This window comes from Kangiella taiwanensis (assembly GCF_020005165.1).
GTDB classification, from domain to species: domain Bacteria; phylum Pseudomonadota; class Gammaproteobacteria; order Enterobacterales; family Kangiellaceae; genus Kangiella; species Kangiella taiwanensis.
Genome location: NZ_JAHCLT010000001.1, coordinates 595,707 through 612,961, shown reverse-complemented (window position 1 = coordinate 612,961; position 17,255 = coordinate 595,707). Strand labels below are relative to the sequence as shown.

The following is a 17,255-nucleotide window of genomic DNA, read 5'->3' as shown; positions in this document are numbered from 1 at the left end:
CATCTCCGTTAATTTAACTGGTAATAGAGTTAGTCATTTCAAAAATAGGTAACATCATCGCTGCCACAATAAACATTACCATACCGCCTAACGCTAAAATAATTAGTGGCCCCATAATATTCAGAGCCACGTCGATACTGTTCTCGAACAAACTTTCTTGGTTTTCTGACACTTGCTCTAACATATGTTCCAGCTCACCTGACGCTTCACCACTGCCAATCATGTGAATCATCATTGGTGGGAACTGCCCAGTTTGCTGTAAAGCCATCTTCAGGCTTCCACCCTCACGTACCTTTACAGCAGCTTCATTAATTGCTCTTCGCATCTTAAGGTTAGACAGAACCTTACCACCAATGTTCATCGCTTCTAATAAAGGTACGCCACTGGAATGAAGGATATTCAAGGTGCTCGCAAATTGGGCCGTATTCAAGTTACTCGACAGCCGCCCGATCACCGGCAGCTTCAAGATGATGCCATGCCACTTTAGACGGTTGTCGTCTTTACGCAGCCACATCTTGATTCCGATACCCGCTAAGATTGCTGCGGCTAGGACATACAAACCGTATGAGATGGTAAAGTCACTAATTCCAATTAAAATTTTCGTAATCGTCGGCAACTCTTCGCCCATGTGCTGGAATTGCTCAACTACCTTAGGTACAGCGAAAACCATTAAGCCCGCAACAACACCTACTGCAACCACAATTAATACAATCGGATAGACCATAGCTGCCGATACTTTAGTACTAATTTTTTGGCGTCGTTCAGTGTAGTCAGCTAAGCGGTTAAGCACTTTATCTAAATGTCCCGCTCGTTCACCAGCGGCCACCATGGAGCGATACAATTCATTGAACACGCTAGGAAACTCTGAAAGACCATCAGCTAGCGTATGACCTTCCATGACTTTGGCGCGAACACCCAACATGATAGTTTTAACTTTGGACTTTTCTGTTTGATCGGCGACAGCTTTCAGCGCTTCTTCAATGGGTAGCGCAGCTTTAACTAACGTTGCTAATTGGCGTGTTACAAGCGCCAAGTCCGATACGCTGATTTTTGGGCCGAAGAAACCACCACTTTTATCTTTCTTGCGGTTAGCGTCTCCAATGTGATTTACATCGAGCGGCGTTAAGTTTTTATCGCGCAGTTGCTGACGAATTTGACGCGCAGTGTCGCCTTCTAAAACGCCTTTTTTTTGCTTGCCTTTGACATCAAGCGCAACATACTCGAACGCAGCCATTAATCCTCCCGAGTAACGCGAAGCACTTCTTCAACAGTGGTAATCCCCTGAAGAACGCGATGACGTCCATCCGCACGAATACTCGGCGTAGCCTGTCGTGCGTGGCGTTCCATTTCCTGTTCACTGTTATTGTTATGAATCATGGTTCGCATCTGGTCATCAATAATCACTAATTCATAAATACCTTGTCGGCCTTTAAAACCCTGCTGATTACAAGTATCACAACCCACAGGATGATAAATTGTTGGCGGGTCTTGAGGATCAAAGCCCATGAGCTCGCACTCTTTTTGGTTTGCCACCGCGGGAGACTTACAATGGTCGCACAAACGACGCACCAGTCGTTGAGCTAAGACACCGAGCAAACTTGAGGACAACAGGAATGGCTCAACACCCATGTCCTGCATACGAGTTACCGCGCCGATCGCTGTATTGGTGTGTAAAGTTGATAATACTAAGTGCCCCGTTAAACTCGCTTGTACCGCGATTTGCGCTGTTTCTAAGTCACGAATCTCACCAATCATCACCACGTCAGGATCCTGACGCAGAATCGCTCGTAAACCTCGTGCAAACGTCATATCGACTTTAGGATTAACCTGGGTCTGTCCAATACCATCAATCAAGTACTCGATCGGGTCTTCGACGGTCAAGATATTACGTGACGTGTTATTCAGTAGCGACAAGCCTGCATACAAGGTTGTTGTCTTACCAGAGCCTGTAGGGCCGGTAACCAAAATAATGCCATGCGGCTTGTGCAGTATGTCATCCATTAATTCCATGGTGTCAGGCTGCATACCCAAATGCTTGAAGTCCAAGCGACCAGCTTCCTTGTCTAATAAACGTAGAACCACTCGTTCGCCATGGCTTGATGGCATGGTAGAAACACGCACATCAACCGCACGGTTTGCAATCCTTAATGCGATACGACCATCTTGTGGAATTCGCTTTTCTGCGATATCCAGTTTACCCATCACCTTAATACGCGAAACCAATAACGGCGCTAATTTTCGGCTAGGTTGTAATACTTCACGTAATACGCCATCCACCCGGAAGCGCACAGATAAGGTTTTTTCAAACGTCTCAATATGGATATCCGAAGCATTCTCTTTGATCGCTTCGGTCAGTAACGCATTAATCAACTTAATAATCGGTGCATCATCTTCTGCTTCTAGAAGATCTTCCGTTTCAGGCAACTCTTCAGCCAAACGGAATAAATCCATTTCATCGCCTAAATCTTCCATTGTCTGACGTGCGTCAGTGGTTCCAGACTGGTAGTAAGCGCTCAGTTCTTTTTCAAACGCTTCTTCATTCAACCATTCTAGATTAAACGATTGCGGGTAATGTCGACGAACTTCGAGTAATGCCTGAGGTGAAGCACCTTCACGCATAAAGCACTTAACACCATCGTCTGTTTCTTTAAGAAACACGCCATGCCTCTTAGCAAAACTAAATGGCATCGGACGGAAACGACCAGCCTCAACGGGCTTTTCAGTTTCCGCTTCTAATGCAATGTCTGTTTCTAGTTGCTCAGACATTATTCTGCATCAACCTCTTGCGGGGACTCTTCTTGATCCGCGTTCTGATCAAGAAGCTTTTCCTTATCGAGATACTCTTCGAAACTTGGTGGCAACACTAAAGCTTCATCGTAAGTCGGCAGCACAGGCGCTTCAGCGCTCGGCATTAAACTAATTCCACGGTTCGCTTGGTCAATTTGCTGTGCGCGCATGTAGCTGTACTTTGCATTGCTCACTTCACGTAAGTCTTTGTCGTCTTTCAGTACTCGCGGATGAATAAAGACCATCAAGTTACGTTTAATCTTTTGTGTTCGCTCAGATTTAAAAGCATGACCCAAAATTGGAATATCACCCAAAATAGGAACTTTCTGCGAACTTTGTTGAATATCATCATCAATCAATCCGCCCAGCACCACCAAGCCGCCGTTTGGCACCAAGACTGAAGTCTTGACTTCACGCTTGTTGGTTACAACGTCTACGGCTGTAGAGCCAGCGATCGATGACACTTCCTGCTCAATATCTAAACGTACATAGTTCCCTTCGTTAATCTGAGGTGTAATTTTCAACATCACACCAACATCTTTACGATCAACATTCTGGAAAGGATTCGAGTTATTGTCACCAAGTGTTGAGCCTGTGATAATTGGAATTTCTTGGCCGGCTTTAAAAATAGCCTCTACATTATCAAGCGTGGTCACACTAGGGCGAGCCAAAGTATTGGAGTCGGTTACACCTTCTAATGCTTTAATAAATGCAGCCCAGCTCAAACCTGTCTGACTCATACGAGCGATACCCAGACCAGCACCTTGTAAGCCACCTAACACTTCCGCTAATGCAGCACCGTTATCGCCACCTGTAGTGATGGTTTCGGTACCTGTAATAGCTCCTGTTTCTGGATCACGCGTGAAGACTTCCTCTTCCTGGCCGCGGTTAGCAATAGCGCCACCAGCAACCTGACCGATCGTCGTACCCGTATTGTTAAAGTTAATAATACCTGCTGGCTGTGTTCCGGAGCCACTTGGTGAGAATAACCACTGGATTCCTAACTCTTTCGCTTTTGTGTCAGAAATCTCAACAATAATCGCTTCAACATGAACTTGTTTACGACGAATATCTAGACTACGAATGACCGAATCAAACTCACGCATCATATCTGGCGGTGCTGTCATCACTAATGCATTCGTTTCTTCGTGGAATTGAACAGAGTAAAGTGCTTTATTCGCAGCGGCACCACCAGCAGCACCGGCACCACCACGCCCGGAGTTCGCGGCCTCTTCTTTTTTCTTAATTTCACCAATACCCTGAAGCACTTCAGCAACTTGCTCAGCTTTAGCAAACTTAAGGAATACAGTTTTAGTGTTACCCGTGTTATCAAGCTGACGATCTAAGCTATGAATCAATGCACGCAGGCGAACTCGCTGGCGGTTACCAGCACTCAATAAAATACTGTTAGTCCGCTCATCCGCAACATAACGAGGCTGTTGAACTTGGTTCACTCGCTCCTGTTGACCACCACGATTTAAGCTCTCAAGAATACGTACAATTTCACTGGCTGACGCATGCTTTAGAGGAATCACTTCAATTTCTTCATCATTGGCTTTATCGGTACGCTCAATGATCTTCGTAATACGTTCAACGTTTGACGCCGAATCGTGCAGAATCAAAGTATTGGTACCTTGCACCGCAAATAAGTGGCCAGACTGGGGCGATACCAAAGGACGCAACACGTTCATGATTTGCTGAGCATCAACGTTTTGTACCGGAATCACCTGGGTAATCGCTCGATCGCCGTAACTTTGTGGGTTTTTTACGTTTACTGGAGAGGCTTCATAACGAGCTTTTTGATCTTGGACGATCTTAATCACACCATTGTTTTCAATCGCTTGAAAACCGTGTATTTGAAGCATTGATACAAACTGATTATAAATGTCTTCTTTACTGTAATCATGGTTAGATATAATAGTGACTTTCAAACCCTTTACACGCGGATCAACAATCATGGTTTTGCCAGTAATTCTGGCAACAGTCTCAACAACTTCTCTAATATCAGCATCTCGAACATTCAATTGCTCAGCTTTTACCATTGCCGACGACAACAGTAATGACAGCGCAAACAGCCCCATAACTGCCCCGTGCTTCCACTGAGTACGTTTTCGATTATAGTTATCCTGACTATTTAATTTCTCTAACATTGCCTTCTCTCTTGTCTAAGTTCGGCTCTATATTTGGTCGTGATCTCGTTGGTGGCTCTTGCCTGGAGCGCTGTTCGTTACCCATATCCGAAATGCCGAGTATCAAAGTCACTGGCCGACCATTCCGCTCAATGGTCACCTCGACGGAGTCTGAGTTACTCAACTCATTCATGACTCCCATCATACCTTCATTGCTTAATTTTTGTCCGTTAACGGACGTGATCACATCATTTCGACGTAAGCCGAGCCGTGTAAACATTCTAGGATCTTTGCCCGGCGACACTTTAAAGCCACTTACCTGGCCATTAGCATCAACCACAGGTTGTACATTGGCGATATCTTTTAATGCCTGAGGGTTACTGTAGATCTGCTCTTTCATTTCAGCCAACTCTTTGCTCAAGCGAGCATCGCGACGTTTATCTATAGTCCGCTCAGGGCTAGAGTCTTCTGACTTTAACTCTGGCTTACGAGCAGAAGATAGTACTTGCTGATTGAGTTGCTCGATGAGGGTCAAAGTTTCATACTTTCCACCGTTTTTAAGGATAACCTGCAGTGGTTCAACCTTATGCAACGTGACTTGACCTCTTACTTTTAACTTATCGCCGATAAAATATACGGACTCTTGGCTACCATTAGCTTCAATAATGGCGCTACTGATCTTTTCTTCCGAAGAAACGTAAGTACCAAGCAACTTTAAATTTAGCTGAGTTTCTTCAGCTTCGACCTGTTCTTCAACAGGGGCGTTGGCTTCACCAAAAAGATGCAGACCAGCGATACCCTCAACATTGATAGTTGCTTGTTTTTTAGGGGCAGGAGCACTTTTTACAGGTGCTAATTCTGGCGGAGGTTGGAAAAACTCAACCCATAACCAGACCAGCTTTGCCAAGACATAAAGGCTTATTATAGCCAATATCATGGCTGCAACTCGTGCCACTAACCTACCCCGCTGTTGCACGAACTGGATAAAATTGTTCATCATTGAATTCATTTATGTTATTTCTACGGGTTTCCGTCTATACCCGAACTAAATCCCCGAGTTAAATTTTAGCCATCTTTCTTTGAGATAGCTTATAATAAGCATATTCCCACTCAAATCGCGGAAAAGCAAGACAAGATACTGTAAATATAAGTAAGGTTCAAGATGACAGTTGACAATTCTGTGAGGTTAGACAAATGGTTATGGGCCGCCCGTTTTTTTAAAACACGCTCAATAGCCAAAGAAGCAATCGACGGTGGCAAGGTTCATTGCGATGGTGTTAAGGGCAAAGCAAGCCGAGCGGTTACGGTCGGCATGAACGTAAAGATCCGGCAAGGCTTCCACGAAAAAACGGTGGTCGTTAAAGACTTATCCGAAAAACGAGGCCCTGCTAAAATCGCTCAAGAATTGTACGAAGAAACCGAAGACAGTATTAAGTTGCGGGAAACTTTAGCAGTGCAACGTCAGTCTATGCCCAGAACAGAAGGCAAGCCTGATAAACGCCAACGACGCCAGATTCATCGCTTTAAGCGCGATCAGTCTTAAATTTATCAGTATTGACACTCTTTTAGACGATACTCTTTTGATATCAACACATTTGGATTAACCATGTCAGACACGATTCAACGATTTACCTTCGCCAAACTTCCAATTCGTGGCGAAATCATTAGCTTAGAACACAGCTTTACGACCATTGTTGAACAGCATGAGTATGCTGCCGCTCCACGCCAACTTCTTGGGCAAGCTTTAGCGGCTACAGCATTAATGGCTGAGATCATAAAAATAGAAGGGAAAGTCGCACTGCAAGTGCAAAGCCCCTCGACACTCAAGCTATTACTTACTGAGTGCACCCATCAAGGTTTTATCCGCGGCTTAAGCCGGCTTGACGAAGAGCAGTCAACGGACGCGCTAGACTTCGCAAAGTGGACTCAGAACGGGCAGATGGCGATCACTATTGAGCCAAATCAAGGCAAACGTTACCAAGGAGTCGTGCCGCTAGAGAACACAACCCTTGCTAGCTGCCTTGAAGATTACTTTCAACGCTCAGAACAGCTACCAACCTATATTCAGCTTTTTGCCAGTGATAGCAAAGTCTTCGGTCTATTTTTACAAGCACTTCCAGGAAACTCTCAAGACACGACTTCACTAGAAGATAAAGTTGGTGCTTTTGAACATGTCAAAACCTTGGCTGAAACTCTCTCTGCTGAAGAAGCTTTGGCTACCAGCCATCAAGATTTACTGTATCGCTTATTCCATCAAGATGAAGTTACTATCTACCCTGAAAAACCTATTGAGTTTCAATGTGGTTGCTCACGAGCACGCAATGAGCAGGCTTTAGCCACAATTCAGCCGGAAGAGCTGGTTCAAATGGTTCAAGAAAGTGGTGGACAGCTTGAGTTGGTGTGTGACTTTTGTAGCAATAAAGAGATTTTCACCGAACAAGACATCATGACATTTCTCAGCAACACGGCACCCAGCACTAGTATTAATTAAAAAAGCCCACACTCAGCCGATTTAAGAGGGTACTATCTAACCTTAACTATAAAAAACTAGTAAAAATAGAGCTCCATAGTTTGAAGCTCTATATTGTTCTTTATCATTAACTGTTTCGAGTCAAGTATAGGTATTGATTTTAATTTCGTATCAATCAATGACATAACCGGTATCCTACTTTCTATACTGTCAGTATGAACTTTATTTCTCCCTATATAAAAATCTAATTTACAAATCCCCTCTCTACACTCAGCACTTGAAAACTTCACAGACTCCTTGATTAGCTCATCATATAATCCCATCTCATAAATTTTGTCATTAATTATAGCTGAGTCCTGCTGATCTCTAATCAACGGTTGAGAGACTCTGAACGTGTTAAACAAGTATTCAGCCTCCCCCTCTATATCCTTTTCTTTAATAAGCGCTCCTACCGCGCCCTCTATACCTTTTAGCTTTTCCTTATTAATTTCAAGCCTGTTATTCATTTCCGTTTCACTGGACTGCTTCTTTTCTTGAGCTTCGCGTTCAGCAATACTATTTACAGAGTTATTGTTAACGCTGAAATTCTGCTGTTCTATATTTTGGGGCTTCTTTTCAATTATCGTACTGACACTCTTTTCGTTAAAAAATAAATTCTGTTTTTTAGTTATATATAAAATACTAAGAAAAAGTACCATTGAAATAGAAAACACTATCAACTTTCTAATCATGTCCTCAATAAGCCTCTTCATTAAAGCGTTTGATTCAGCGTAAATAGTCACAAAACTATCTACGCTCTATCAACTATTTTTCTTTGTTAGGATAGTGTCTTTTACAAACATTATCACTATTGCAAGTGTAACAAACAAGAGTCCCATCACTGTTATAGTAGCAATTCGTCTCAGAAGCGGTAACTTTTTGCGTTGATAATAACCCTGCCACTACTACAGCTCCTAGCAAAAACTGTTTTAAAATCATAATTTCTCCTTTACTTAGGTTAATTTATTATGTCTCGGCAAGAGACAAGAGAGATTATTAACGAAATACTTCTTAGATTCAAGCCAAATAAATCAAAGGATGAATTATTTGTTATTTCTAAACGCTGTAATAGTTATTTTTCAAAAGAGCAAGCTTGTAATTAAGTGGAGCTGTCAATAATTAGCCTACAATCGGAAATTCGAGGCGGGCTTCTAGTCCGCCTTCAGCACGATTGAGTAGCGAAACGTGCCCCCGGTGTAACTTGGCGATACGTTGTACAATGGCGAGTCCAAGCCCTGAACCACCACCGCTTCGCGCACTGTTACCGCGTGAGAATGGCTGGAATAGTCGTTCAATTTCCTTCTCATCAATGCCAGGGCCTTGGTCGAACACCGATACACGGACTTTGTTATCAACGACTTGCGTTTTTACTTCGAGCGGCGCACCGGCATACTTCAGACCATTCATAATAAGGTTAGTCACTAAGCGCTTCATGGCCATCGGCTTAAACGCTAATGGAGGCAGTTCACCCAGCTCATAACTGATGTCTTGTGTTTGGATGCGCACCGACTTCACGCAGTCTTCAACCACAGTATTCAAGTCACCGACTTGATCCCGTTCATCACGGCCATCTCGCACGAAGGAGATAAACTGGTCAATGATTTGGTCCATGTCTTCGGTATCACGAATAATACCTTCTCGAACCTCAGCTTCATCATCGCTCATGAACTCAGTTGCTAATCGAATGCGTGTTAGTGGTGTCCGCAAATCGTGAGACACACCCGCCAACAATAATGTCCGGTCTTCTTCTAGTTGCTGTACATTACGCGCCATTTGGTTAAAGGCCTTGGTCACAGTGACCATCTCTTCCAAGCCTTCTTCTTTGAGCTGACCAGGATTATCACCGCGTCCAATTTCTCGTGCAGCGAACTCCAAACGTCGTAACGGGCGACTGATTTGCTTGGTGAAAATCCAACCACCAAGCAAGCTTAGTAATAAAATAGCCGTGAAATAGACGATAGGGGGATGGATGTAAAAACCTTCGAACGGTTCCATACCGATTCGGAACCAAACATTGTTATGCTTCGGAGACTTAATCCAGTAATAGATTTGATCGGACTCTTCAACTCGCATCTCCGTACTGTCTTCAGGCACACCTAAACTCTCAGCCAGCTGCGAAGTTAGTACCGTATACAACTGCGCTTCTCGAAGTTGTTTCGGATCGCCCATGCGAGTGGAAATCATCTGAATGCGCTGGTCATCCATAATTTCCAGACGGACTTCGTTCGATATCTTGCCTTCAATTTCGAGATCCTGCATCGACATGGCCGTTTTCACGTCTGACGCTAACAGTTGAACCAACTGCTTCATCGACGGCTGCGCTACGTACCATGAGATCGACAAATAGGAGACCCACTGGTTAATGAGCAGTAGCACACCAACCAGTAAGGCTATTCGTCCAAAGGCACTTTTCGGCAAGACTCTCATAAGAAAGGAAACGTAATCGACTTAAGCTTCGCCACCATCTGGAACAAAGACGTAGCCCACGCCCCAGACGGTTTGAATATAGCGTGGATGCGCTGGGTCAGCTTCAATCAAACGGCGTAAACGCGATACTTGTACATCAATACTGCGCTCCAAAGCGGAATAGTCACGACCACGTGCTAAATTCATTAATTTATCTCGCGATAACGGCTGACGCGCATGCTCTACCAAGGACTTTAATACTGCAAATTCACCGCTGGTTAAAGAAATCGATTTACCATCGTCCGTCATCTCGCGCGTCGCTAGATTGAGTGTAAAGCGACCAAAACTAATCACCGATTCAGAGTTACTCGGTGCGCCAGGGATATGCTTTGCCTGGCGACGAAGTACGGCACGAATTCGAGCTAGCAACTCACGAGGATTAAACGGCTTGGCTAAATAATCATCAGCACCGACCTCTAAACCAACGATTCGGTCAACCTCATCGCCTTTAGCCGTCAGCATAATAATAGGGATAGGGTTATTATCCGAGCGCAGGCGACGACAGATTGATAAGCCATCTTCCCCAGGCAACATCAAATCCAACACCATCAGGTGATAGTTTTCACGTTCCAGAAAACGATCCATCTGCTCTGCGTTTTCTACAGTACGCACGATAAAATCTTGTTCCTTTAAATAACGCTCAAGCAAACTTCTCAAACGCACATCATCATCAACCACTAATACTTTTGGTGTTTCTTCAGTCATGGTCTTTCCTGCCTTCCCAACCCAATAAAATGATAACTATCTTTATTTACGAAGCGTTCAAATTTGACAATTTGTAGAATGCTCAACGGAATGTCGAATTTGGACTTTTTTCATATTTCTACAAGCACTATACTATGCCGTCATATTTTTCCCAATACACGAAAACAAGATGTTACAAATTAACCAGCAAATTGCTCAAGAGCTGAATGTTCGCCCACAGCAGGTGGAAGCAGCCGTAAAATTACTCGATGAAGGCTCTACAGTTCCGTTCATCGCACGTTATCGTAAAGAAGTCACGGGAGCGCTCGATGATACTCAGCTACGTGATTTGGAGCAGCGCCTGGGATATTTGCGTGAACTCGAAGACCGCCGAGCTGCGATTTTAAAAAGCATTGAAGAGCAGGCAAAGTTGACTCCTGAGCTTGAAAAGTCCATTAAAAGTGCCGATACCAAAAGCGAGCTCGAAGACTTATACCTTCCGTACAAGCCTAAACGCCGCACCAAAGCACAAATCGCTCGCGAAGCAGGTTTAGAGCCTTTGGCCCATGACTTGTGGCAAAACCCAACCTTGGATCCTGAAAAAGAGGCCGAGAAGTACCTCAACCAATCCGATGAAAAGGACAAAACAGTTGCCACCACGAAAGATGCTCTGGATGGTGCGCGTCAGATTCTGATGGAAGAATTTGCTGAAAATGCCGACTTACTGAAACAACTTCGTGACTATTTATGGGAAAACGCCTACATCCAATCGAAAGTGATAGAAGGCAAAGAAAAGGAAGGCATCAAGTTTTCAGACTATTTTGAGCATAATGAAGCTTTTAATGCGATCCCATCACACCGCATTTTGGCGCTTCTTCGTGGCCGCAATGAGAACATCTTGTCACTGCAAATGCTTTCCAACCAAAGATTGGTCAAGGATGAAGACGCTGCCGATCCTTGTGTCGGCATGATTGCGCAACACTTTAATATTCAAGATCAAGGCCGCCCTGCCGATAAATGGCTACAGCAAGTGGTGCTATGGACATGGAAAATTAAACTGCACCTTTACATGGAAACCGAATTACTGACCAAGGTGCGTGAGCAAGGTGAAGCAGAAGCAATCCGCATCTTCGCTAAGAACCTCAGTGATTTGTTGATGGCAGCACCTGCGGGCGCTAAAACCACCATGGGGCTGGATCCTGGCCTTCGTACTGGCGTAAAGGCAGTTATCGTTGACGATACCGGTAAACTACTCGCGCACAGTACTATCTTCCCTCATGCACCGCAGAATCAATGGGATCAATCTTTACGTAAGCTTGAGACCATGTGTGAGATGCATAAAGTTGAATTGGTCAGTATTGGTAACGGTACAGCCTCTCGCGAAACCGACAAGTTAGTCGCTGAGTTGATGAAAAAAGCGCCGCAACTCAAGCTACAAAAAATCATGGTAAGCGAAGCTGGCGCATCAGTGTATTCTGCTTCTGAGCTCGCGGCCAAGGAATTCCCTGAGCTAGACGTCAGCTACCGCGGTGCCGTTTCTATCGCACGTCGTTTACAAGACCCACTGGCTGAACTCGTTAAAATTGAACCTAAATCGATTGGTGTTGGCCAATACCAGCACGACGTTAGCCAAAGCCAACTGGCAAAAAGCCTTGATGGTGTAGTCGAGGATTGTGTAAACGCTGTTGGTGTTGATTTGAACATGGCCTCGGTGCCGTTGTTAACGCGTGTTTCAGGATTAAGCAAAACCTTGGCGCAAAACATCTACAACTGGCGTAACGAAAACGGTCGCTTTAATTCACGTCAGCAACTCTTAGACGTTGAACGCATGGGCCCAAAGACATTTGAACAAGCCGCTGGCTTCTTGCGTATTACTGACGGTGACAATGCATTGGATAGTTCAGGCGTTCACCCTGAAACCTACCCTATTGTTGAGAAAATCATCAAAGATTTACAACTCCAGGACGTACACCAGTTGATCGGTAATGACAAACACCTGAAGCAAATAAAGCCAGAAAGCTATACCGATGATACTTTCGGTGAACACACTATCAACGACATCATCAAAGAGCTGGATAAGCCTGGCCGAGATCCTCGCCCAGAGTTCCGTATGGTGCAGTACAAAGAAGGCGTTGAAACATTAAAAGACCTCAAGAAAAACATGGAGCTTGAAGGCGTAGTAACCAACGTGACCGCTTTTGGAGCCTTTGTAGACGTAGGTGTGCATCAGGACGGGCTCGTCCACTTATCCGTCATGGCGAATAAGTTCATCAAAGATCCTAGCGAAGTGGTCAAAGCTGGTGATATCGTCAGAGTTTGGGTTAGCGACGTCGACCTACAACGCAAACGTATCGGTCTATCCATGATAGGGCCTGACACCGGAGGTGAAACCAAAGGTGCGAACAAGCCACAGCAAAAACATGGCAAGTCATCCCATAAATCCGGCGGCAAAAAATCGCAAAAGCAACCTCAGGGCGCTTTTGCAGATGCATTATCCGCCGCTCTGAAAAAAGGCTAATTCTGCATCATTGCTCTATAGCCCTTATATGACAACTGCTCCAACATGCGCACTACTACTTGAACTTTTCTCAAAGTCCATGTAGTGTGCGCTAAATTACTTGCTCAGATCGAGCCTTGTACAGAGTAAATTTCATGAATTTAAATAATAGAGGCTGGAACTTCTTCGGCGCATTCATTTGTTACCAGCTAATCGTAACGGCCTTGTATTTTCAGTATGTTGATGGCCTTGAACCATGTCCTCTGTGTATGTTTCAACGAGCCATGGTTGTCGCTCTCGGTGGTGTCCTGCTGATTAACGCTATCCACAACCCAAAGATTTACTCCTGGGCAAATCGTATTTATCAAATTCTTGCACTGCTTCCTGCTATAGGCGGCATCATTATTGCTGGTCGACACGTCTATTTACAGCACTTACCCGAAGACGAAGTTCCAGCCTGCGGTGCTCCTCTAGATGCCATGATGGACATGTTACCGTTTATGGAAGTCATTCAAACCGTCCTTTCGGGTGATGGTGAATGCGCTAAAGTTAGCTGGAATTTTATTGGACTATCAATGCCTGAATGGATGCTGGTTATTTTTATTATTGCCACGTTGGTTATCGGCTTTAGGTTATTCAAGTCTTTTATCCAACCGAAACCTTTCTAATTCACTCAAATACTAGGTGTCCTAATGATTCGTATTATTATTGAGCGTAACATCCTCGATGGTAAGCTCGACGACTATCATGCACTGATTCGCCAAGCAAAAAACAAAGCCAGTAATATTCCTGGCTTCCTTTCAGGTGAGATATTCCACGTCAAAGACAACCGTAATCAGGTCGTGGTGATGTCGTGCTGGGATTCATTTGAAACGTGGGAGGTCTGGGCTGAATCGGAAGAGCGCCAAGACTTACTTGACGATATGCGCCCGCTGCTGGAAAGTGACGAAAAGGTTATGGTGCTACAAGCTTCTCACTTGAAAAAAGACTGACCATTTTACATTCAATTCGTTATTCACGTTTGTCGAAGCCGTTTAGTGATAATTAAACGGCTTTTTTAATGCCTGTCATCTTTTTCTCAGTAGCAAACCGCCCAGTTGAGAATATTTTCATTGACATAATGTTAAATATTATTAACATAGGGTTAGATTTTGATAACTTTAAGGATGTTGATTATGTCATTGAACGATCTAACGTTTAGAGAAAAAAGTGCTCTTATTCATGTCCTAGCGCTTGCTATTCTATTAATTTTCACGCTCAGCATTATCTGGCCTTTCTTCAGCGGATACGAAGAAGTCATTTTAGAAGTTAAACCATTATGGGTCGCGGTGATTATGTTTATTATCATAGAAATCATCGGGCATAGCGCAGTCGCCTTGTGGAACTCCAAAGAAGCTAACGCAGAGGCTGATGAACGTGAAAAGTTGGTCGTCATGAAGTCTAACTTCTACTCGAGCCATGTATTAGGATTTATTCTGATTGGCTATATCAGTCTTAGTATGCTCTTCCAAATACCATTCCTGAGTATTTACTTTGTTTTTATTGCTTTTGTCGTTGCAGAGATCATTAATTACGGATCGCAATTTATTCTCTCTCGCCGTGGGGTATAACCATGGCGAAGCAAATTCCAATAAGCAATAACATCAAAACGTTACGCTTCTTGAATGATGAAATGACGCAACAAGAGCTTGCCGAAAAACTCGGGCTGACACGACAAACCATCGCCGCCATTGAACAGCGGAAATATTCTCCTTCGTTGGAGATTGCTTTTCGAATTGCGAATATTTTCAAGAAACCACTGGATGAAATCTTTGTCTACGAAGGGCGAGATGACTAAAAGTACTTTGGCCACTCATGTTTTAGCCTGCCCGTTAAGGCAAAGTAGAACATCTTATAGTCAGCGGCTAATGACCACAGGGGGTAGGTGAAGGTTGCTGGACGATTTTTTTCGAGGAAAAAGTGTCCAATCCAAGCAGGTCCGTAGCCCGCAATTAACACCAGTGGAATAAACCACCAGTTTTGAGTCAGCACTAACCACACTAAAAGCGCTGTGGATACAAACGTGCCAATATAATGAAGAAAGCGATTTCTGGGCAAGCGATGCTCGCCCAGATAATACGGCCAGAACTCTTTAAAACTTTTCAGTTCTTTGTCTGACATAACGTGGAGCAGTGATTACTGCTCACCATCCGTAGCTTCTTCGACTTCTTCTTTAACTTCAGTAGCACCTTCTTTTACTGCCTCCGCAGCGTCAGAGGCAGCTTCCTCTACAGCATCAGCTGCCTGCTCAACTGTCTCTTCGACGCGCTCTTCAGGTGCCTGGTAAGGTTCTTCTGGATTCACATCCAAAAGCTCTACTTCAAAAATTAAAGTTGAGTTACCTGGGATCTGTGCGCGGTCATTCTCGCCATAAGCCAGTTCAGCTGGAATCACAAACTCGTACTTATCGCCAACTGTCATGTATTGTAGGCCTTCAGTCCAGCCAGGGATAACACCACCCAAGTTAAAGTCGATAGGTTTGTTACGCTTATAGGAGCTATCAAACTCTTTACCGTCAATAAAAGTACCACGGTAGTGAACGCGTACTGCGTCTTCAGCCGTTGGGCTTTCTGAGCCTTCAGCATCTTCGATCACGCGATACAATAAACCTGACTCAGTTTGAGTCACGCCTTCTTTTTTTGCATACTCAGCTTCAAACGCTTGGCCTTTCTTCAGCGTTTCTTCAGCCTTTTTCTTTGCTTCCGCCGCTAGTTCCTCTTGGCGCTCTTTCATCTTTGCATTAAGCGCAGTTTGGAACTCGTTGATATTTGCAGCAACTTCTTCTTCGTTGTACTTCGCGCTGCCAGCAAAGCCATCACGCATACCCTGTACAACTAAGTCTTTATCGATAACAACGTCATACTCTTTCAACGAGTCGAAGTTCTTAGACATTTGACGAGAAAAGTTAACGCCCATCGAGTAGGCCGCTTTCTCATACATATCCTTAAACTCAGCCTGTTGGTTACTTTCAGCAACAGCACCCTTCTCGCCAGCTTTTGTAGTGTTTTTGTTATCGCCTGAATCACAAGCAGCAAGCGCGCCTGCAAGAGCGACAACAACAGCTGTTTTTTTGATTGATAATAGTTTCATTGAGGATTCCCCAAATGGTTATTGATTGTTGAAAACATAACATTTTGCATAGAAATTGCCAAAATGCGAGCCTAATCGCTCAACTTTTGAACCAGAACACCCAGTGCTCTGGCTTCTTTCTCCGCCTCATCGCCACCATCAGTAGCGCGGACATAAGCAATGAGATTGGGCTCAACGGTATTTTCTTCAAGTACAGAATTGTTAAATCCAAGTAACGTTTCCATGGCCTTGGCTTGTACCAAGTTTTCCCCTTTCAGCTCTAAATTTAATAATTCTTCGTATTTTTCACGATCGGTTAGCTTAACTTTTCGACGACTTTCTCGGATTCTTCGAACCCCTTTTCTTAACCTTTCAGTACGTTTAATCAACATACTCCAGCCAGTTTTAGAGATTAGATAGCGACGCTCACCAAGCCAAATGGCTAACAGTAGAAAGTTAACATTACAGTTAAATCGATTTTGCATCGCTAAGCATAAGGTTTGAACCTCGCCATCCGCATATACCGCGCAAGTCCAATCCCAGAATTCATCAGCCCAATCTGCTGCTGAGATATCTTTTTGTTCCAGTACCAAGTCCAAATTTGTTGTGCTATTCATTGGTTTCCGACTGCCTTGTAAAAATTGCCAGTATTAAAGCGACCCAGCTGCTAATTAGCAAGACTCCGCCTACAGGAATGATACTTCGTACCCATTCTTGCTGCGTGATGGCATAAAAATACAGTCCACCGCTAAAACCAATAATACCGGTAAACATTAACCAACCAGCGGTTAGCGTCTTCTTATTCGGGAACTGGGCAAATATGATACCGATGGCCAATAAGCCAATCGCATGATACACCTGATAGTTGACGCCCAGATTAAACAAATGCATCGACTTTTCGGTGAGCTTCGAAGCTAAAGCATGAGAGCCAACAGCGCCCAATGCCACAGCCAGTGCCATGAACATAGCGCCATGCAATAAGAAATTTTTTTTCATAGGTTTTATGTGCTTAACTCATTTATCAAAAATACGGCAACCCGCATTATGACAAAATTCACAGTCGTTGTAATTGGCT

The 17,255-nt window shown here is 44.1% G+C and carries 18 protein-coding genes; 7 read left to right on the top strand and 11 right to left on the bottom strand.

All coding sequences use genetic code 11. The features are described 5' to 3' along the window. Window positions 1–13 precede the first annotated feature (13 nt). Genes gspF through gspC form a run of 4 tightly spaced genes read right to left on the bottom strand, consistent with a single transcriptional unit; the run spans window position 14 to window position 5,871 of the window. Window positions 14–1,234, bottom strand: coding sequence for a type II secretion system inner membrane protein GspF (gene gspF / locus KFK88_RS03005; RefSeq protein WP_223577175.1), 1,221 nt, complete (start codon window positions 1,232–1,234; stop codon window positions 14–16). Continuing rightward, the gene (gene gspE / locus KFK88_RS03000; protein ID WP_317851536.1) at window positions 1,234–2,766 is read right to left on the bottom strand and encodes a type II secretion system ATPase GspE; all 1,533 of its coding nucleotides are present in this window, start codon (window positions 2,764–2,766) and stop codon (window positions 1,234–1,236) included. Before gspE ends, gspF begins: the two co-directional genes overlap by 1 nt. Further along, entirely contained in the window at window positions 2,766–4,937 is a 2,172-nt protein-coding gene (gene gspD / locus KFK88_RS02995; protein WP_223577174.1) for a type II secretion system secretin GspD, read from the bottom strand. Before gspD ends, gspE begins: the two co-directional genes overlap by 1 nt. Further along, entirely contained in the window at window positions 4,918–5,871 is a 954-nt protein-coding gene (gene gspC, locus KFK88_RS02990) for a type II secretion system protein GspC (RefSeq protein WP_223577173.1), read from the bottom strand. The genes gspD and gspC overlap by 20 nt, the downstream gene beginning before the upstream one ends. 207 nt (window positions 5,872–6,078) lie before the next feature. Here gspC and KFK88_RS02985 point away from each other — a divergent pair, with 207 nt between their 5' ends. Both KFK88_RS02985 and hslO read left to right on the top strand, forming a co-directional pair. Continuing rightward, window positions 6,079–6,459: an RNA-binding S4 domain-containing protein gene (locus KFK88_RS02985; RefSeq protein ID WP_223577172.1), complete on the top strand. Its 381-nt coding sequence runs from the start codon at window positions 6,079–6,081 to the stop codon at window positions 6,457–6,459. Window positions 6,460–6,522: 63 nt separating this feature from the next. Next, window positions 6,523–7,407, top strand: coding sequence for an Hsp33 family molecular chaperone HslO (gene hslO, locus KFK88_RS02980; RefSeq protein ID WP_223577171.1), 885 nt, complete (start codon window positions 6,523–6,525; stop codon window positions 7,405–7,407). A gap of 56 nt (window positions 7,408–7,463) precedes the next feature. Here the strand turns inward: hslO and KFK88_RS02975 are convergent, their stop codons facing one another. The 3 genes from KFK88_RS02975 to ompR all read right to left on the bottom strand — a co-directional run bounded on the left by KFK88_RS02975 (window position 7,464) and on the right by ompR (window position 10,596). Further along, window positions 7,464–8,168: a hypothetical protein gene (locus tag KFK88_RS02975; RefSeq protein WP_223577170.1), complete on the bottom strand. Its 705-nt coding sequence runs from the start codon at window positions 8,166–8,168 to the stop codon at window positions 7,464–7,466. A 376-nt stretch (window positions 8,169–8,544) separates the two neighbouring features. Next, window positions 8,545–9,852 (bottom strand): two-component system sensor histidine kinase EnvZ, encoded by a 1,308-nt coding sequence (envZ, locus tag KFK88_RS02970; RefSeq protein WP_223577169.1) that lies wholly within the window; start codon window positions 9,850–9,852, stop codon window positions 8,545–8,547. Between the two features lie 21 nt (window positions 9,853–9,873). Beyond that, complete coding sequence (gene ompR, locus KFK88_RS02965; RefSeq protein WP_223577168.1) at window positions 9,874–10,596, bottom strand: osmolarity response regulator transcription factor OmpR; 723 nt, start codon at window positions 10,594–10,596, stop codon at window positions 9,874–9,876. A 169-nt stretch (window positions 10,597–10,765) separates the two neighbouring features. On the opposite strand from ompR, the gene KFK88_RS02960 reads away from it, so the two are divergent. The 5 genes from KFK88_RS02960 to KFK88_RS02940 all read left to right on the top strand — a co-directional run bounded on the left by KFK88_RS02960 (window position 10,766) and on the right by KFK88_RS02940 (window position 14,909). Then, the gene (locus KFK88_RS02960) at window positions 10,766–13,093 is read left to right on the top strand and encodes a Tex family protein (RefSeq protein WP_223577167.1); all 2,328 of its coding nucleotides are present in this window, start codon (window positions 10,766–10,768) and stop codon (window positions 13,091–13,093) included. A gap of 134 nt (window positions 13,094–13,227) precedes the next feature. Beyond that, a complete protein-coding gene (locus tag KFK88_RS02955; protein WP_223577166.1) occupies window positions 13,228–13,740 on the top strand; it encodes a disulfide bond formation protein B in 513 nt (170 codons plus the stop codon). Window positions 13,741–13,764: 24 nt separating this feature from the next. After that, on the top strand, window positions 13,765–14,064 hold the full coding sequence (locus tag KFK88_RS02950; RefSeq protein WP_223577165.1) for an antibiotic biosynthesis monooxygenase family protein: 300 nt from the start codon (window positions 13,765–13,767) through the stop codon (window positions 14,062–14,064). A 183-nt stretch (window positions 14,065–14,247) separates the two neighbouring features. Beyond that, window positions 14,248–14,682 (top strand): hypothetical protein, encoded by a 435-nt coding sequence (locus KFK88_RS02945; RefSeq protein WP_223577164.1) that lies wholly within the window; start codon window positions 14,248–14,250, stop codon window positions 14,680–14,682. Window positions 14,683–14,684: 2 nt separating this feature from the next. After that, window positions 14,685–14,909: a helix-turn-helix transcriptional regulator gene (locus KFK88_RS02940; RefSeq protein ID WP_223577163.1), complete on the top strand. Its 225-nt coding sequence runs from the start codon at window positions 14,685–14,687 to the stop codon at window positions 14,907–14,909. Here the strand turns inward: KFK88_RS02940 and KFK88_RS02935 are convergent. The 4 genes from KFK88_RS02935 to KFK88_RS02920 all read right to left on the bottom strand — a co-directional run bounded on the left by KFK88_RS02935 (window position 14,906) and on the right by KFK88_RS02920 (window position 17,176). Next, window positions 14,906–15,232 carry a DUF962 domain-containing protein gene (locus tag KFK88_RS02935; protein WP_223577162.1) on the bottom strand — a complete coding sequence of 109 codons (327 nt, stop codon included), beginning with the start codon at window positions 15,230–15,232 and terminating at the stop codon, window positions 14,906–14,908. The genes KFK88_RS02940 and KFK88_RS02935 overlap by 4 nt on opposite strands. A gap of 15 nt (window positions 15,233–15,247) precedes the next feature. After that, on the bottom strand, window positions 15,248–16,201 hold the full coding sequence (fkpA, locus tag KFK88_RS02930) for an FKBP-type peptidyl-prolyl cis-trans isomerase (RefSeq protein ID WP_223577161.1): 954 nt from the start codon (window positions 16,199–16,201) through the stop codon (window positions 15,248–15,250). A gap of 71 nt (window positions 16,202–16,272) precedes the next feature. Continuing rightward, a complete protein-coding gene (locus KFK88_RS02925; protein ID WP_223577160.1) occupies window positions 16,273–16,797 on the bottom strand; it encodes a TIGR02444 family protein in 525 nt (174 codons plus the stop codon). After that, window positions 16,790–17,176, bottom strand: a complete 387-nt coding sequence (locus KFK88_RS02920; RefSeq protein WP_223577159.1) for a DUF423 domain-containing protein — start codon at window positions 17,174–17,176, stop codon at window positions 16,790–16,792. The genes KFK88_RS02925 and KFK88_RS02920 overlap by 8 nt, the downstream gene beginning before the upstream one ends. Between the last annotated feature and the right edge of the window lie 79 nt (window positions 17,177–17,255).

What these genes read in the sequence shown, in the direction of transcription:
- KFK88_RS02950 (WP_223577165.1), top strand. Translation starts at nt 13,765, where the DNA reads ATGATTCGTATTATTATTGAGCGTAACATCCTCGATGGTAAGCTCGAC.
- gspE (WP_317851536.1), bottom strand. Translation starts at nt 2,766, where the DNA reads ATGTCTGAGCAACTAGAAACAGACATTGCATTAGAAGCGGAAACTGAA.
- KFK88_RS02985 (WP_223577172.1), top strand. Translation starts at nt 6,079, where the DNA reads ATGACAGTTGACAATTCTGTGAGGTTAGACAAATGGTTATGGGCCGCC.
- KFK88_RS02955 (WP_223577166.1), top strand. Translation starts at nt 13,228, where the DNA reads ATGAATTTAAATAATAGAGGCTGGAACTTCTTCGGCGCATTCATTTGT.
- KFK88_RS02940 (WP_223577163.1), top strand. Translation starts at nt 14,685, where the DNA reads ATGGCGAAGCAAATTCCAATAAGCAATAACATCAAAACGTTACGCTTC.
- gspD (WP_223577174.1), bottom strand. Translation starts at nt 4,937, where the DNA reads ATGTTAGAGAAATTAAATAGTCAGGATAACTATAATCGAAAACGTACT.
- KFK88_RS02935 (WP_223577162.1), bottom strand. Translation starts at nt 15,232, where the DNA reads ATGTCAGACAAAGAACTGAAAAGTTTTAAAGAGTTCTGGCCGTATTAT.
- gspF (WP_223577175.1), bottom strand. Translation starts at nt 1,234, where the DNA reads ATGGCTGCGTTCGAGTATGTTGCGCTTGATGTCAAAGGCAAGCAAAAA.
- KFK88_RS02960 (WP_223577167.1), top strand. Translation starts at nt 10,766, where the DNA reads ATGTTACAAATTAACCAGCAAATTGCTCAAGAGCTGAATGTTCGCCCA.
- KFK88_RS02945 (WP_223577164.1), top strand. Translation starts at nt 14,248, where the DNA reads ATGTCATTGAACGATCTAACGTTTAGAGAAAAAAGTGCTCTTATTCAT.
- KFK88_RS02920 (WP_223577159.1), bottom strand. Translation starts at nt 17,176, where the DNA reads ATGAAAAAAAATTTCTTATTGCATGGCGCTATGTTCATGGCACTGGCT.
- KFK88_RS02925 (WP_223577160.1), bottom strand. Translation starts at nt 16,797, where the DNA reads ATGAATAGCACAACAAATTTGGACTTGGTACTGGAACAAAAAGATATC.
- envZ (WP_223577169.1), bottom strand. Translation starts at nt 9,852, where the DNA reads ATGAGAGTCTTGCCGAAAAGTGCCTTTGGACGAATAGCCTTACTGGTT.
- fkpA (WP_223577161.1), bottom strand. Translation starts at nt 16,201, where the DNA reads ATGAAACTATTATCAATCAAAAAAACAGCTGTTGTTGTCGCTCTTGCA.
- ompR (WP_223577168.1), bottom strand. Translation starts at nt 10,596, where the DNA reads ATGACTGAAGAAACACCAAAAGTATTAGTGGTTGATGATGATGTGCGT.
- hslO (WP_223577171.1), top strand. Translation starts at nt 6,523, where the DNA reads ATGTCAGACACGATTCAACGATTTACCTTCGCCAAACTTCCAATTCGT.